This is a genomic window from Streptosporangium brasiliense, from assembly GCF_030811595.1.
GTDB lineage: Bacteria > Actinomycetota > Actinomycetes > Streptosporangiales > Streptosporangiaceae > Streptosporangium > Streptosporangium brasiliense.
The window spans coordinates 2,780,669-2,794,392 of record NZ_JAUSRB010000002.1 but is presented as its reverse complement, the minus strand read 5'-3'; the positions used below and the strand labels follow the sequence as shown (position 1 = coordinate 2,794,392).

Sequence of the window (13,724 nt, the reverse complement as noted above, 5' to 3'; positions counted from 1 at the left end):
GTCCGGATGATCAGCCATTGACCGCCGGAGACGGCGCCCCTACTCTGACGAGAACCTGAACCCCCCTCATGTTCTCTGGAGGTCGTGATGCCGACCCCACGCGACAGGCAAGCACGGGTGGCGACCTGGGCCGCCTTCTTCGTCCAGGGCCTCTGCTTCGCCACCCTGCTCACCCATGTGATCGACCTGCAGCACAGGTTCGGGCTGAGCGACGGCGACCTCACCCTCGTCCTGCTGCTCGTCCCGGTGATCGCCGGCGTCGGGAGCGTCGTGGCCGGCCCGCTGGCCGCGAAGTACGGCAGCGGCCCGGTCCTGCGGATCTCCCAGGTGGGGGTCTGCATGGTCGTGGCCCTTGTGGGATGGAACACCCAGCTCATCGGGCTCTACCTGCTCAGCGCGGTGTTCGGCCTGTTCGTCGGGGCGGTGGACGCGGCGATGAACATGCAGGCGGTCGCGGTCGAACGCCGCTACGGCATGAGCGTGCTCACCGGTTTCCACGCCGTGTGGAGCGTCGGCTCGATGCTGGGCGCCGGGTTCAACTCCGCCTTCAGCGCTTTCGGCACCGGCCTGGGCTGGTCGTTCTCCGTCCCAGTGGCGATCGGCGCCGCGATCTCCGTGATCATGCTCCCCCGCCTCTACGACCGGGACGGGGAGCGGGCGACCGCGCGCGCCGCGCAGACGGCCAGGGTGCCGTGGCGGCCGATCATCCCGCTCTGCCTGGCGATGGCGTTCCTCTACGTCGGTGACGCGGCGGTCTCCAACTACAGCACCCTCTACATGGAGAGCGCGCTGTCGGCGAGCGGCTGGCTGGTGCCCTTCGCCTACCTCGTCTACCAGGCGGCCATGCTCCTCGCGCGGGTCCCCGGGGACTTCGCCGTGCGCAGGTACGGCCCGGCCCCGGTCGTCCGGGTGGGCGCGGTGATCGCGGCCGTGGGCACGCTCGGCGTCGTCGCCGCCCCGGGCGTCACATCGGCCGTCCTGTCGTTCGGCCTGATCGGCGTCGGCCTGTCCGTCATCGCGCCGCAGTCGTTCTCGGCGGCCGGCCGCCTCGGCGCCGGGGCCGAGACGGCGATCGCGCGCGTCAACGTGTTCAACTACGTCGGCTTCCTCGTCGGCGCGGCCGTGGTCGGCACCGTCAACGACACCATGGACGCGCGGGCGGCGTTCGTGCCCGCCGCCGTCCTGGTGGCCCTGATCGTGCCGCTGGCCAGGGGCTTCCAGCCGAAACCGGAACTCGTGCCGCAGAAGTAGGGCCGCTGGTCACGTCCGGTCCGTCGGCCGACCGGCCGGGAAGCGCACGGGCGCCTGCGCCGTGGTGAGCCTCATCGCGACGCCTTCGTCATGGGGACCCGTGGATCGACCGGCTGGTCCGCCCAGGAGGAGCGGACCCAGGCGTGCCGGGGGTCGTCGCAGAAGGCCATGGACCGTGTGGGGGCGGGTCCGGCCAGGACGTTGAGGTAGTACAGGTCGTAGCCGGGGGCGGCCATCGACGGGCCGTGGTAGCCGTGCGGGACGAGCACCACGTCGCCGCCCGAGACCTCGGTCAGGGTGTCGTGGGTGCCGTAGACCCGCTGGTAGCCGGGGCCGCCCTCGAAGTAGTAGATCTCCTCCAGCACGGCCTCGTGCGGGGAGGCGGTGTCGTGCTTGTGCGGGGGGTAGGAGGACCAGTTGCCGCCGGGGGTGAGCACCTCGACCGCCACCAGCTTGTCGCAGTCGAAGGCGTCGGGGGCGCAGAAGTTGTTGACCTGGCGGCTGGCCTGGCCCGCGCCGCGCACCTCGACCGGCACCTCGCGCGCCGGGCCGTACCGGACCGGGAAACGCCGGGTCGCCCGCGCCGCGGGGAAGGCGAAGCGGCCCCGGCCGGTGATCCGGACGGTGGAGCCGACCGGCAGGTAGACGAAATCGCTGACCGCCTGGAAGACCGAGGTCCGGCCGTGCAGCGCGAGCCGCACGCCGTCGCACTCGACCTCGCACGAGCCCGACAGCGGCAGGACCAGCATCTCCTCCTCACCGGTGGTGAACTCCACGCTCTCGCCGGACAGGCAGAGCAGGCGGAGCCCGGTGTAGGTCCATCCGGCCGACTCCGGAGTGATCAGCAGCGCCCACGGGGACAGCGCCGCGCTGCCTGCGGGGATCAGAGTCATGCCCTCGCCTCCCCTCGCCGCCCGCCGGGACGTGACGTTCCAGCGCTGTGCCTGGCCGATCGCTCGCTCATGCCACCTCCAGCATCGCCACGGCGGTGTCGACGGCCGCGGCCACGTCGTCATCGGAGGGGTACAGCAACGCGCGGCCCACCACAAGCCCCCGCACCCCGGGGAGCCCGAGAGCTTCGCGCCAGGCGCTGTAGGCGTGCTGAGGAGTGTCTCCGGGATCACCGCCGAGCAGCAGGGTCGGCAGCGTCGTGGCCCGCATCACCCGCTCCATGTCGTCGACCACCGGGATCTTCAGCCACGTGTGCGCGGAGGTCGCGCCGAGCCCCTGGCCGACGCTGATGGCGTGGATCATCCCCTCCGGCGACAGGTCGTGCCTGACCGCGCCGTCGACCCTGCGCGACCAGAACGGCTCGACCATCGCCATCAGGCCGTGCCCGGCCAGCTCCGTGACCGCCGTCGCGCAGGACTCCAGGGTGGCGGCGGTCGCGGGGTCGTCCAGACCGATCCGGCAGAGCATCTTGCCGCCGTCCAGGCCCATCCGGACGATCGAGGCGGCGTCGTAGGCGGTGAAGCGGTCGTCGAACTCGAAGGCCGCGCCCTGCAGGCCGCCCCGGTTCATCGAGCCGATGACGAGCTTGCCCTCCAGCGCGCCGAGCAGCAGCAGGTCCTCCACGATGTCGGGGGTGGCCAGCAGGCCGTCCACCCCCGGCCGGGCCAGGGCGGTCATGAGCCGCGCCAGCAGCTCGACGCGGCCGGCCATGGCCATCGGCCGGCCGGCGACACCGAGCGCGCCCCGCGCCGTGTGGTCGGCCGCGACGATCAGAAGCCGGTCGCGGTCCTCCAGCAGGCTCCGCCGCCGCCGGGCCGCCGCCGCCTCGGCCACCCGCCAGGGAGAGCGCGCGCGGGTCTCGCGCAGCTCCCGGTAGCCCTCCGCGCTCACGCCCGGCACGGCGCCCGCCGGCTCCGGCGCATCCGGCCGGGCGCCCGCCGGCTCCGGGCCTGTCGCGCTCAACGCCCGCTCCCCCGCGCCGGGTCCGCCCACTCCGGGCCGAGCACCTCTCCCACCTCGTCGAGGGTGGGCATGGCGGGCGCGCAGGCCAACCGCCCCGCCACGATCGCCCCCGCCGCGTTGGCGAACCGCAGCACCCGCTCCAACGGCCACCCCTCCAACAACCCATGACACAACGCCCCGCCGAAGGCGTCACCGGCCCCCAACCCGTTGACCACCTCCACCGGCACCGGCGCCACCTCCACCGTCTGCGCCCGCGTCATCCCCACCACCCCGGCCGACCCCCGCTTGATCACCGCCAGCTCCACCCCCGCCTCCAGCAACATCCGCCCCGCCGCCAACGGCTCCCGCACCCCGGTGGCCACCTCCACCTCATCCACATTCCCCACCGCCACCGTCACCTGCCCCAACGCCCGCCGCACCTGCGCCCGCGCCGCCCCCACCCCCGGCCAGAACACCGGCCGGTAATCCAGATCCAGCACCGTGTGCACCCGCCGCCCCCGCGCCCGCCACGCCGCGAAATGCGCCCCCCGCGACGGCTCCCGCGACAACCCCGTCACCGTCGCCCACAGCACCCGCGCCCCGGCCACCGCCTCCAGATCCAACTCCCCCGCCAAGATCTCCAGATCCGGCGCCTTGGGATGCCGGTAGAAATACAGCGGGAAATCCTCCGGCGGCCGGATCTCACAGAACGTCACCGGCGTCGGCAGCCCCGGCACCGCCGTGACATACCGGTCATCGACCCCGTAGGCCCGCAACGCGTCATGGACGAACAACCCGAACGGATCGGCCCCGGTCCGGGTGATCACCGCACTGGAGCGGCCCAGCCGGGCCGCCGCCACCGCCACGTTGACCGGACTGCCGCCCAGATACTTGCCGAAGGTCTCCACCTCCCGCAGCCCCACCCCCACCTGCAGCGGATAGACGTCCACCCCCACCCGCCCCATGGTCAACACCTCGATCACGCCGACCCCTCCGCCCGCCCACCGGCCAGCCCCCGCAGGTAGGCCAGGCTCGCCCGGACGTTCTCCCGGGGCGCGGCGCCGTCACCGGCGCCGAGCACGACGTCCTGCTCCAGGACGTACCAGCCGGAGTATCCGGCCGCGCCCAGCCCCGCCACGATCCCGGCGACGTCCACCTCGCCCTGGCCGAGCGGACGGTAGATCCCCGCCCGCACCGCCTCGGTGTAGGACAGCCCGCCCGCCCCGACCCGCGCGGCCAGGCCCGCGTCGACGTCCTTGAGATGGACGTGCGCGATCCGCCCGGGGACCGCACGGACGAGGTCCATCGGGTCGGTGCCGCCGATCAGCAGATGACCGGTGTCCAGGCAGAGCGCGACCTCACTGCCCTCGAGCACCCGCTCCACCTCCTGCCGGGTCTCGACCATGGTCCCGACATGCGGATGCAGGGTGACCGTCCGGCCGAACTCCTTGGCGTGCTTGAGGATCCGGCCCAGGTTGGCCAGCAGGGTCTTCCAGCCGCCCGCCGCCAGGGCGGGCTTGGCGTCGTAGCTCTCCCCGCCGGTGGCGGCGGCCAGCACGACCACCTCCACCTCGCCGTCCCGGAAAGCCCGCATCGCGGCCCGGACCTCCGGCAGCGGGTCGTGGTGGGGGTCGTGCAGCACCACGGGGACGAACCCGCCGACCGCCCGCAGGCCGTACCCGGCGAGCAGGGAACGGCAGCGCGACGGCGAGGGCGGCAGGAACCCCTGCGGCCCGAGCTCGGTGGCCGTCAGGCCCAGGTCGCGCATCTCGGCGAGCACCTGGGAACGGTCGAGCTGGCGGCCCCAGCCCGGCACCTCGCAGACGCCCCAGGAGATCGGGGCAGCGGCGGTCTTCACTTGGTCACCTCCGCCATCCGGACCGGACGCCCCTCGCGCCTGGACAGCTCGGCGGCCTCGGCGACGTAGAGCGCGGCCAGGGCGTCATCGACCGTGCAGGGACTCTCCCGCTCGCCCCGCGCCGCGGCCAGGAACGCGCCCATCTCGGCCACGTAGGCGGCCTCGAACCTGACGGCGAAGTCCGGCCACGGCTCACCCGGCGGCTGCCACCCCTCGGCGCTGGTCAGCGGCACACGCCGATCCAGACCCGCCACCTGGGTCCCCATCGTGCCCGCCAGCTCCATCCGCACGTCGTACCCGGCGCCGTTGTAGCGCGAGCCCTGCACCGTCACCAGCGTGCCGTCGTCCAGGATGAGCAGCGCGGCACTGGTGTCGACGTCACCGGCCTCGGCGAAGAAGGCCGCGCCCCGGTTGGCACCGGCGGCATAGACGGTCTCCACCTCACGGCCGGTGACCCAGCGCAGGATGTCGAAATCATGGATGTGACAGTCCCGGAAGATCCCCCCCGAGGCGGGCACGTAACCGGCCGCCGGCGGCCGGGGATCGGCGGTGACCAGGTGCACCCGGTGCAACGTGCCCAGCCCGCCCCCGCGCAGCGCCGCCCGCGCCGCCGCGTAACCGGCGTCGAAACGCCGCTGGAACCCGATGTGCACCACCGTCCCGCTCTGCCCGGCCGCCTTGAGGACCCGCAGCGTGTCCTCCACCCCGATCGCGACCGGCTTCTCACAGAAGGCCGGCACCCCCAGCTCACAGGCCCGCAGCAACAGCTCCGCGTGACCCGCCGTCGGAGTCGCGATCACCACCGCGTCCGCGTCGAAGGCGTCGCCCACCCCGGCGCCCAGCCTGGCGGCGATCTCCTCCGCCCGCGCGGCGTCCGCGTCGGCCACCACCAACTCCTCGACCCAGGGATGCGCCGCCAGCGTCGCGGCGTGGAATGCCCCGATCCGGCCAAGACCTAGCAGACCAACACGCATGATGCCTCCGAGGGAGATAGCGGCTGACCTCCAGTTCTAAGCGAAGGCATCGGAACTCGTCAAGGATTTGTCAGGACATGAAGACCATCTACCCCCAAGGGAGCCCGCGAGGGTGCGCCGGTGAGCTGGACCGAGGAGCGAGGGAGCCCGCGAGGGTGCGCCGGTGGCTGGACCGAGGAGCGAGGGAGCGCAGCGGACGAGCGACGAGGGAAGCCATCGGTTATCAGCACCCGAGCCGCGACGCGCAGCGTCGCCAACAACACAGCGGACGAGCGACGAGGGAAGCCACCGGTTACCAGCACCCGAGCCGCGACGCGCAGCGTCGCCAACAACACAGCGGACGAGCGACGAGGGAAGCCACCGGTTACCAGCACCCGAGCCGCGACGCGCAGCGTCGCCAACAAACAGGCGTCGCCGTCAAACAGGCGTCGCGGTCAGTGGGGCAGGCCGGCCGCGAAGGCGCGGATGGTCTGGTCGGCGTGGTGGACGGGGAGGCGGGCGAAGCCCATGACCAGGGCGGGCGGCCCGGGGGCGTTGCGCATCGGACCCGCCGGCTCGACGGCGAGGCCGCACGCCCGGGCCGTCTCGGCGGCCGAGTGCTCGTCCCAGCCGCCGGGCAGCTCGGCGAACAGGTGCAGCCCCGCGGAGACGCCGCGCACCGTGATCTCGGGCAGGTGGTCGGCCAGCGCCCGCACGAAGGCGTCGCGCCGGGCCCGGTACTCCCGGCGCATCCTCCGCAGGTGCCGGTCGTAGCCGCCGGTCCGGATGAGGTCGGCCAGCGCGTACTGCTCCAGGACCGGCGAACCCAGGTCCAGCTCGCCGCGGGCCAGCCGGACCGACTCGGCGATCCCGGGCGGGGCCACCACCCAGCCCAGCCGGAGCCCCGGGGCGAGGGACTTGCTCACGCTCCCGGCCATGACCACGTGGCCGGGGGCGAGGCCCTGCAGGCAGCCCACCGGGTCGCGGTCGAACCGGAACTCCGCGTCGTAGTCGTCCTCAAGGATCATCGCGCCGGTCCCGGTGGCCCACTCGATCAGCGCGGCGCGGCGCCGGGGGGAGAGCACCACGCCGGTGGGGTACTGGTGGGCGGGGGTGAGCAGCACCGCCCGCGCCCCGGTCGCGGCCAGGGCCGTGACGTCGACGCCCTCGCCGTCCACCGGGACCGCGACCAGGTCGGCCCCCGCCGCGCGGAGCAGCGGGAGCTGGCGCAGGCTGGTGGGGTCTTCGACGGCCAGCCGGATCCGGCCGGGGAGCGGCGCGGGGTGGGCGATCCGGTCGACGAACCAGTTCAGGTCATGGGTGGCCCGGCCCTCTGCGGGCTGCCCGGTGAGCGCTTGGAGCGTCAGGCTCAGCCCTTGGGCCACCCCGCCGACGATCACCAGGTTGTCCGGGCTGACGTCGGCCGCCCGGACCCTCCTCAGGTAGCCGGCCAGCTCCTCGCGCAGGCCGGGGATGCCACCGGGGTCGCCGTAGTCGAGCGCGTCGGCGGGCAGGGTGGCGAGGGCGCGTCTGATGGCGGCGAGCCACCGCTCGCGGGGGAAGGCGCTCAGGTCGGGGGAGGTGGAACGGCTCCCGTAGTACGGCTTGCCGGCGGCCAGGGTGGTGCGGGCGGTCTCCGCCGGGGGCCGGCTCGCCGCCGGGGCCACGCTGGTGCCCGCGCCGACCCGCGAGATCAGGAACCCTTCCGCGACGAGCTGCTCGTACGCCTCCACGACCACGCCCCGCGACAGCCCCAGGTCCTTGGCCAGCTCACGGCTGGCCGGCAGCCGCTCTCCCGCCGGGAGCCTGCCCTGCCGTACGGCCTGCCGCAGCTCACGGGCGATCTGCCCGGCGATCCCGCCTGCCGCCCGGTCGACGGTCACATGCAGATCGGCCAATTGGTCCTCGTTCTCAGCGGTTGATTGGACCCGTTTCGGGAACCATTGGCCTCCTAGCATGGCCGACATGAACGCAGATGTCATCACAGCCGTCCCCGCCACGCGGGGGCGCGGCCTGGGCCAGGCGGCGGGGGCGATGTTCCTGGTCGGCACCCTGGCCGGGGTCTCCGGCGTGATCCAGGACTATCCGGTCTACGGCGGCCAGGCTCTCCGCTACCTGCTCGCCGCCGCCGTCCTGCTCGCCGTCACCCGGGCCATGGGCCTGCGGGCCGTACGGCTCACGCTCCGCGAGGGCGCGCTGCTGGTCGCGCTGTCGCTGTTCGGGCTGGTGATCTTCAATGTCTGCGTGATCGAGGCCACCCGGCACGGCGGCCCCGCCCTGGTCGGCACCGTGCTCGGCACCGTTCCGCTGGCGCTCGCCCTGCTCGACGGCCGTCCCTCGCCGCGGGTCGTCGGGGCGGCGACGGTGGTGGTGGCCGGCGCGACGCTGGCCACCGGGCTGGGCAGCGGCGACCTGTCGGGACTGATGTGGTCGCTGGGGGCGCTGTTCTGCGAGATCTGCTTCTCGCTGCTGGCCATCCCGCTGCTGCCCAAGCTGGGGGCGGTCCGTGTCTCGGCCTACTCGGCGGCGCTGGCCGTGCCGCTGCTGGCCGTCGCCGGCCTGCTCGCGGACGGCGGCGCGATGCTGCGCACGCCGACTCTCCCCGAGGCCCTGGGCCTGGGCTACCAGTCGCTGATCGTGACCGCCGTGGCGTTCTTCCTCTGGTACGACGCGCTCCCGCGGCTCGGCCCGGGTACCGCGGGGCTGTTCGCCGGGCTGATCCCGGTCGGCGCCATCGTCACCGGCGTGGTCCTCGGCCTGGGCACGCCCTCCGTGCCCGACCTGCTGGGGGCCGCCCTGGTGATCGCCGGGATCGTCATCGGCCTCAGCGCGGCCGGTTCGTCTCCGAGTGCGGAAGGCTCGCCCGCTGCTGGGGGACGTCCACCTGCTGCTGGGGCAACTTCACCGGCGGCTCCGGCCAACTCACCGGCCACTGGGGAGTCTGCCCGTCAATCTCCCTGATGTTCCTGAGCGTCAGGACGATCAACGAGACGGTCAGCCCGACGATCACGACAACCGCGATGATCGCGATCATGACGATATTGCTGCTCATGATGGTGTCCACGATGCCCTCCGGCTCCGTCCTGGCCGATTAACCCGGTCCTCTTCCAGCTTCCTCTGTGTCTTCGGACATGTCGGGACGGTGGACGCCATGAGTGGCTAATGCTTCCCCCAAATACTCTTTTTCAGGCCATATCACTCCATCGGCCACGGGATGAGGGAGGACGCGACCCCCTCCCCCACCACGGCGGCCGAGCGCGATCGGGAGGCCGTACCCTCTAGGAGCACCGAAGGCCCCCGGCACGGAGGATCGAAGACGATGCCCGAGTTCGACTACACCGACCTGCTCCCCATGGGACCGGATGAGACGCGATACCGTCTGATCAGCGCCGAGGGGGTGCGCGTGGTCGAAGCCGCGGGCCGCAGGTTCCTGGAGGTCGACCCCGAGGCGCTCCGGCTGCTGACCGAGACGGCGATCCACGACATCTCGCACTATCTCCGGTCGTCCCATCTCGCCCAGCTCCGCAAGATCATCGATGACCCCGAGTCCAGCGGGAACGACCGCTTCGTCGCCCTCGACCTGCTGAAGAACGCCTCGATCTCGGCCGGCGGCGTGCTCCCGATGTGCCAGGACACCGGCACCGCGATCGTGATGGGCAAGCGCGGCCGCCACGTGCTCACCGACGGCGCCGACGCCGAGCACATCTCGCGCGGCGTCTACGACGCCTACACCAAACTGAACCTGCGCTACTCCCAGATGGCCCCGATCACCATGTGGGAGGAGAAGAACACCGGCTCCAACCTCCCCGCGCAGATCGAGCTCTACGCCGAGGACCCGCACGGCCACGCCGACGAGTACAAGCTGCTGTTCATGGCCAAGGGCGGCGGCAGCGCCAACAAGTCCTTCCTGTACCAGGAGACCAAGGCGGTCCTCAACGAGAAGCGGATGCTCCAGTTCCTGGAGGAGAAGATCCGTTCGCTCGGCACCGCCGCCTGCCCGCCGTACCACCTGGCGATCGTCGTGGGCGGCACCTCCGCCGAATACGCCCTGAAGACGGCGAAATACGCCAGCGCCCGCTACCTGGACTCCATCCCCACCGAGGGCTCCCCCAGCGGCCACGGCTTCCGCGACACCGAGCTGGAGACCAAGGTCTTCGAGCTCACCCAGAAGCTCGGCATCGGCGCCCAGTTCGGCGGCAAGTATTTCTGCCACGACGTCCGCGTCATCCGCCTGCCCCGGCACGGCGCCTCCTGCCCGGTCGCCATCGCGGTCTCCTGCAGCGCCGACCGCCAGGCCCTGGCCAAGATCACGCCTGAGGGGATCTTCCTGGAGCAGCTGGAGACCGACCCGGCGCAGTTCCTGCCGGAGACCACCGACGAGCACCTGTCGGACGACGTCGTGAACATCGACCTCAACCGGCCGATGCCGGAGATCCTCGCCGAGCTCACCAAATACCCGGTCAAGACCCGCCTGTCCCTGACCGGCCCCCTGGTCGTCGCCCGCGACATCGCCCACGCCAAGATCGGCGAGCTCCTCGACGACGGCGGCGAGATGCCGCAATACCTCAAGGACCACGCGGTCTACTACGCCGGACCCGCCAAGACCCCCGAGGGCTACGCCTCCGGCTCCTTCGGCCCCACCACCGCCGGCCGCATGGACTCCTACGTCGAGCGCTTCCAGGCCGCGGGCGGCTCCATGATCATGCTCGCCAAGGGCAACCGCTCCAAGCAGGTCACCGACGCCTGCAAGGCCCACGGCGGCTTCTACCTCGGCTCCATCGGCGGCCCCGCCGCCCGTCTCGCCCAGGACTGCATCAAGAAGGTCGAGGTCCTGGAGTATCCCGAGCTCGGGATGGAGGCCGTCTGGAAGATCGAGGTCGAGGACTTCCCCGCCTTCATCGTCGTCGACGACAAGGGCGAGGACTTCTTCACCGACTCCACCGGCCCCGTCCTGTCCATCGGCCGCCGCTGACCCCCTGACACCTGATCACGCAAGGCCCGGCTCCCCGCGAGCCGGGCCTTCGCCGTCCGCGGTCCGGCCGGTCGGCGGGGCGGGTCCTCCTGCGGCGTGCCCCGCGGGCCGCTTGGTTGAATGGCTGGATGGACGAGGCGCAGGCGCGCGCGAGGTTCCAGGCGGCCCGGGTCGCCCGGCTGGCCACGGCCGACGCCCACGGCACGCCTCACCTGGTGCCGGTCACCTTCGACCTGGACGGCGACACGGTCGCCTTCGCGGTCGACCACAAGCCCAAGCGGACGACGGACCTGCGCCGCCTGCGCAACATCGCGGCCAACGACCGGGTGTGCCTGCTGGTGGACCACTACGACGACGACTGGTCACGGCTGTGGTGGGTCCGCGCCGACGGCAGGGCGCGGATCACCGGAGAGGGCCCGTCCCGGGAACGGGCCCTGGCACGGCTGGCGGAGCGATATCCGCCCTACCGTGACCGCCCGCCGCGGGGTCCGGTCGTCCTCATCGAGGTGGAGTCCTGGACGGGCTGGTCATACGCGTGCCCGTAGCCCCCACCAGGCGGGTCCCGGCCGATCAGGCCGCGCCGGGCAGGGCCCCGGCGTGACCGGGACGGCGGAGACCGCACGCCGGCCGGACAGATCACAGAAGTATGATCATGCTGTCCTTTAATTGATCTTTCCGGTATATCTGCACCCATGAGGCAGACACAGCCACTGCAGCCGGGCGACCCCACCCAGATCGGGCGGTTCCGCTTGACGGGCCGGCTGGGCAGCGGTGGCCAGGGCGTGGTGTTCCTGGGCGCGGACGAGGCCGGTCGGCGGTTCGCGGTGAAAGTACCTCACCTGCCCAACTGGGCCGACGGCGAGCTGCGGGAGCGCTTCGCCCGCGAACTGGAGACGGCCCGGCGCACCGCTCCGGCGTTCACCGCCCGGATCGTCGAGGCCGACCTCGAAGGCAGGCAGCCGTACATCGTCAGCGAATACATCGAGGGCCCCAGCCTGGGTGAGCTCGTGACGGCCGGCGGCCCGCTGCACCAGGACGCCGTACACCGGCTGGCGACGGGGCTCGCCTCGGCGCTGGCCGCGATCCACCAGGCCGGCATCGTCCACCGTGACGTCAAGCCGGACAACGTCCTCATGGGGCCCGACGGGCCACGCCTGATCGATTTCGGCATCGCCCGGCTGCCCGGCATCACCATGACCACCTCGGGCCAGATGCTGGGCACGCCCCTCTACATGGCGCCGGAGGTCTTCAACGGCGAGCGGGTGGGGCCCGCGGCCGACGTGTTCGCGTGGGGCGCTGTCATCGCGTTCGCCGCGACGGGCAGGCACACCTTCGGGGGAGCCGAGATCCCGGCGATCATGCACCGCATCCTCACCGAGCAGCCGGACCTCACGGCGCTCTCCGAGCAGATCCGGCCCGTCGTGGCCGCGGCCCTCGCCAAACAGCCCGCCGACCGCCCCAGCTCGGTGGACCTGATGGTGCGGCTGGTCGGCGGCTCCTCCGTGCCGCCCTCGCAGCTCAGCACCATGGACGTCACCGACGCGGCCGTCCGGCGGCGCCGGACGCGCGTCCTGCTGGCCGCCGGGAGCACGGTGCTCACGCTGGCCGCCGCCACCGGGGTGGTGCTGGCCGTACGGCAGGCGGAGCTGGGTCCGGGCGGCGGGACGACGGCGCAGGGGTCGGGGTCCGGCTCCGTCGAGCGGGTCCGGCAGCCGGAGCCGGGCGGCGAGGGGCCGTCTCAGGACCCCGCCGGCAAGGACGGCGCCGGGAGACCGGAACAGGACCCCGCCGGAGGGAACGGCGACGGGAAACCCGGGCAGGACGGCGGCGGGAAACCGGAACAGGACCCCGCCGGAAAGGACGGCGCCGGGAAACCCGAGCAGGACCCGGCCGGCGAGGACGGCGGCGGGAGACCGGAACAGGAGCCGGCCGAAGACGACGGCGGCGACGGATCGGCGGGCCCCCTCGGGGAGAGCAAGCCGGCCACCGGCTCGCCGCCGGCGGTGTGGGACGGCGACGTGCGCGCCTACTACGACGTCGGCGCCGCCGAGCACGGCCGGCGGGCCGGCCGCCTGAAGGCGGCGGGCTTCCGCCCGCTGTCGATCTCCATCACCGACCGGGGCTACACGGCGCTGTGGCGCAAGACTCCGGGTGTCGCGTACGTGACCGCGCACGGTCTGACGGGAGGCGAGTACCAGGCGTTCTGGGACAAGTGGATCGCGAAGGGCTACGTGGAGACGGTCACGGCCGCGCACGGAACCGGCCCGGCGACGGTTTTCGCGCTCGTCATGGAGAAGCGCCCGGTCGACCATGTGGCCTACTTCGGGCTGACCGGCGCCCAGCTCCGCACCCGCAACTCCGAGGCGGCGCGCAAGGGGTACATCCCCTTGTGGATCACCGCCTACGGCACCGCCGGCGACCCCCGCTACACCGCGACCTGGGTGGAGAACACCGAGGGCACCGACTGGCACCTCACCTTCGGGCAGACGGGCAAGCGGTTCCAGGCCGAGTTCGACCGGCAGGCCCGCGACAATTTCCGGCCGGATGTCACGATCGCCCCCGACGGGAAGTACACGGCCGTGTGGAAGCAGCAGCAGAGCGCCTGGTCCTGCTACAGCGGACTGACCGCCCAGCGGCACGTGGCCCGTCTGAAGCAGCTCCGGCGCGAGGGCTACCGGCTCACCCGCCTGGCCGCCGCCCAGGTGGGGGACGAGGTGCGCTACTCGCTGCTGGCGGACAAGAAGTAGCGACGGTCGCCGCCGGCGGACAAGGCCGTCGCCGCCGGCGGGCAGGGAGT

12 protein-coding genes are annotated in these 13,724 nt (G+C 72.6%); 6 read left to right on the top strand and 6 right to left on the bottom strand.

Annotated features, from left to right (window positions below; genetic code table 11):
* Positions 1 to 87 precede the first annotated feature (87 nt).
* Positions 88 to 1,251, top strand: coding sequence for an MFS transporter (locus J2S55_RS21650; RefSeq protein ID WP_306863938.1), 1,164 nt, complete (start codon positions 88 to 90; stop codon positions 1,249 to 1,251).
* Positions 1,252 to 1,322: 71 nt separating this feature from the next.
* Here J2S55_RS21650 and iolB read toward each other — a convergent pair whose 3' ends face one another.
* The 6 genes from iolB to pdxR form a co-directional block, all read right to left on the bottom strand.
* On the bottom strand, positions 1,323 to 2,144 hold the full coding sequence (gene iolB, locus J2S55_RS21645) for a 5-deoxy-glucuronate isomerase (RefSeq protein WP_306863936.1): 822 nt from the start codon (positions 2,142 to 2,144) through the stop codon (positions 1,323 to 1,325).
* A gap of 67 nt (positions 2,145 to 2,211) precedes the next feature.
* Positions 2,212 to 3,093, bottom strand: a complete 882-nt coding sequence (locus J2S55_RS21640; protein WP_306875521.1) for a Cgl0159 family (beta/alpha)8-fold protein — start codon at positions 3,091 to 3,093, stop codon at positions 2,212 to 2,214.
* Between the two features lie 68 nt (positions 3,094 to 3,161).
* Positions 3,162 to 4,127 (bottom strand): 5-dehydro-2-deoxygluconokinase, encoded by a 966-nt coding sequence (iolC, locus tag J2S55_RS21635; protein WP_306863934.1) that lies wholly within the window; start codon positions 4,125 to 4,127, stop codon positions 3,162 to 3,164.
* A complete protein-coding gene (locus J2S55_RS21630; protein WP_306863932.1) occupies positions 4,124 to 5,002 on the bottom strand; it encodes a TIM barrel protein in 879 nt (292 codons plus the stop codon). Before J2S55_RS21630 ends, iolC begins: the two co-directional genes overlap by 4 nt.
* On the bottom strand, positions 4,999 to 5,976 hold the full coding sequence (locus J2S55_RS21625) for a Gfo/Idh/MocA family protein (RefSeq protein ID WP_306863931.1): 978 nt from the start codon (positions 5,974 to 5,976) through the stop codon (positions 4,999 to 5,001). Before J2S55_RS21625 ends, J2S55_RS21630 begins: the two co-directional genes overlap by 4 nt.
* A 434-nt stretch (positions 5,977 to 6,410) precedes the next feature.
* Entirely contained in the window at positions 6,411 to 7,853 is a 1,443-nt protein-coding gene (gene pdxR, locus J2S55_RS21620; protein WP_306863929.1) for a MocR-like pyridoxine biosynthesis transcription factor PdxR, read from the bottom strand.
* Positions 7,854 to 7,920: 67 nt separating this feature from the next.
* Between pdxR and J2S55_RS21615 the strand changes: the two genes are divergently transcribed.
* The 5 genes from J2S55_RS21615 to J2S55_RS21595 all read left to right on the top strand — a co-directional run bounded on the left by J2S55_RS21615 (position 7,921) and on the right by J2S55_RS21595 (position 13,674).
* On the top strand, positions 7,921 to 8,916 hold the full coding sequence (locus J2S55_RS21615) for a DMT family transporter (RefSeq protein ID WP_306863927.1): 996 nt from the start codon (positions 7,921 to 7,923) through the stop codon (positions 8,914 to 8,916).
* Positions 8,916 to 9,050, top strand: a complete 135-nt coding sequence (locus J2S55_RS21610) for a hypothetical protein (RefSeq protein ID WP_306863925.1) — start codon at positions 8,916 to 8,918, stop codon at positions 9,048 to 9,050. Before J2S55_RS21615 ends, J2S55_RS21610 begins: the two co-directional genes overlap by 1 nt.
* Positions 9,051 to 9,274: 224 nt before the next feature.
* The gene (locus J2S55_RS21605; protein WP_306863923.1) at positions 9,275 to 10,927 is read left to right on the top strand and encodes a fumarate hydratase; all 1,653 of its coding nucleotides are present in this window, start codon (positions 9,275 to 9,277) and stop codon (positions 10,925 to 10,927) included.
* Between the two features lie 128 nt (positions 10,928 to 11,055).
* Positions 11,056 to 11,472 carry a TIGR03668 family PPOX class F420-dependent oxidoreductase gene (locus J2S55_RS21600; RefSeq protein ID WP_306863920.1) on the top strand — a complete coding sequence of 139 codons (417 nt, stop codon included), beginning with the start codon at positions 11,056 to 11,058 and terminating at the stop codon, positions 11,470 to 11,472.
* Positions 11,473 to 11,619: 147 nt separating this feature from the next.
* On the top strand, positions 11,620 to 13,674 hold the full coding sequence (locus J2S55_RS21595) for a protein kinase domain-containing protein (RefSeq protein ID WP_306863917.1): 2,055 nt from the start codon (positions 11,620 to 11,622) through the stop codon (positions 13,672 to 13,674).
* Positions 13,675 to 13,724: the final 50 nt, after the last annotated feature.

Excerpts from the sequence above, each read along its gene's own strand:
- J2S55_RS21650 (WP_306863938.1), top strand. The coding sequence starts at position 88 with ATGCCGACCCCACGCGACAGGCAAGCACGGGTGGCGACCTGGGCCGCC.
- iolB (WP_306863936.1), bottom strand. The coding sequence starts at position 2,144 with ATGACTCTGATCCCCGCAGGCAGCGCGGCGCTGTCCCCGTGGGCGCTG.
- J2S55_RS21625 (WP_306863931.1), bottom strand. The coding sequence starts at position 5,976 with ATGCGTGTTGGTCTGCTAGGTCTTGGCCGGATCGGGGCATTCCACGCC.
- J2S55_RS21615 (WP_306863927.1), top strand. The coding sequence starts at position 7,921 with ATGAACGCAGATGTCATCACAGCCGTCCCCGCCACGCGGGGGCGCGGC.
- J2S55_RS21610 (WP_306863925.1), top strand. The coding sequence starts at position 8,916 with ATGTTCCTGAGCGTCAGGACGATCAACGAGACGGTCAGCCCGACGATC.
- J2S55_RS21605 (WP_306863923.1), top strand. The coding sequence starts at position 9,275 with ATGCCCGAGTTCGACTACACCGACCTGCTCCCCATGGGACCGGATGAG.
- J2S55_RS21600 (WP_306863920.1), top strand. The coding sequence starts at position 11,056 with ATGGACGAGGCGCAGGCGCGCGCGAGGTTCCAGGCGGCCCGGGTCGCC.
- J2S55_RS21595 (WP_306863917.1), top strand. The coding sequence starts at position 11,620 with ATGAGGCAGACACAGCCACTGCAGCCGGGCGACCCCACCCAGATCGGG.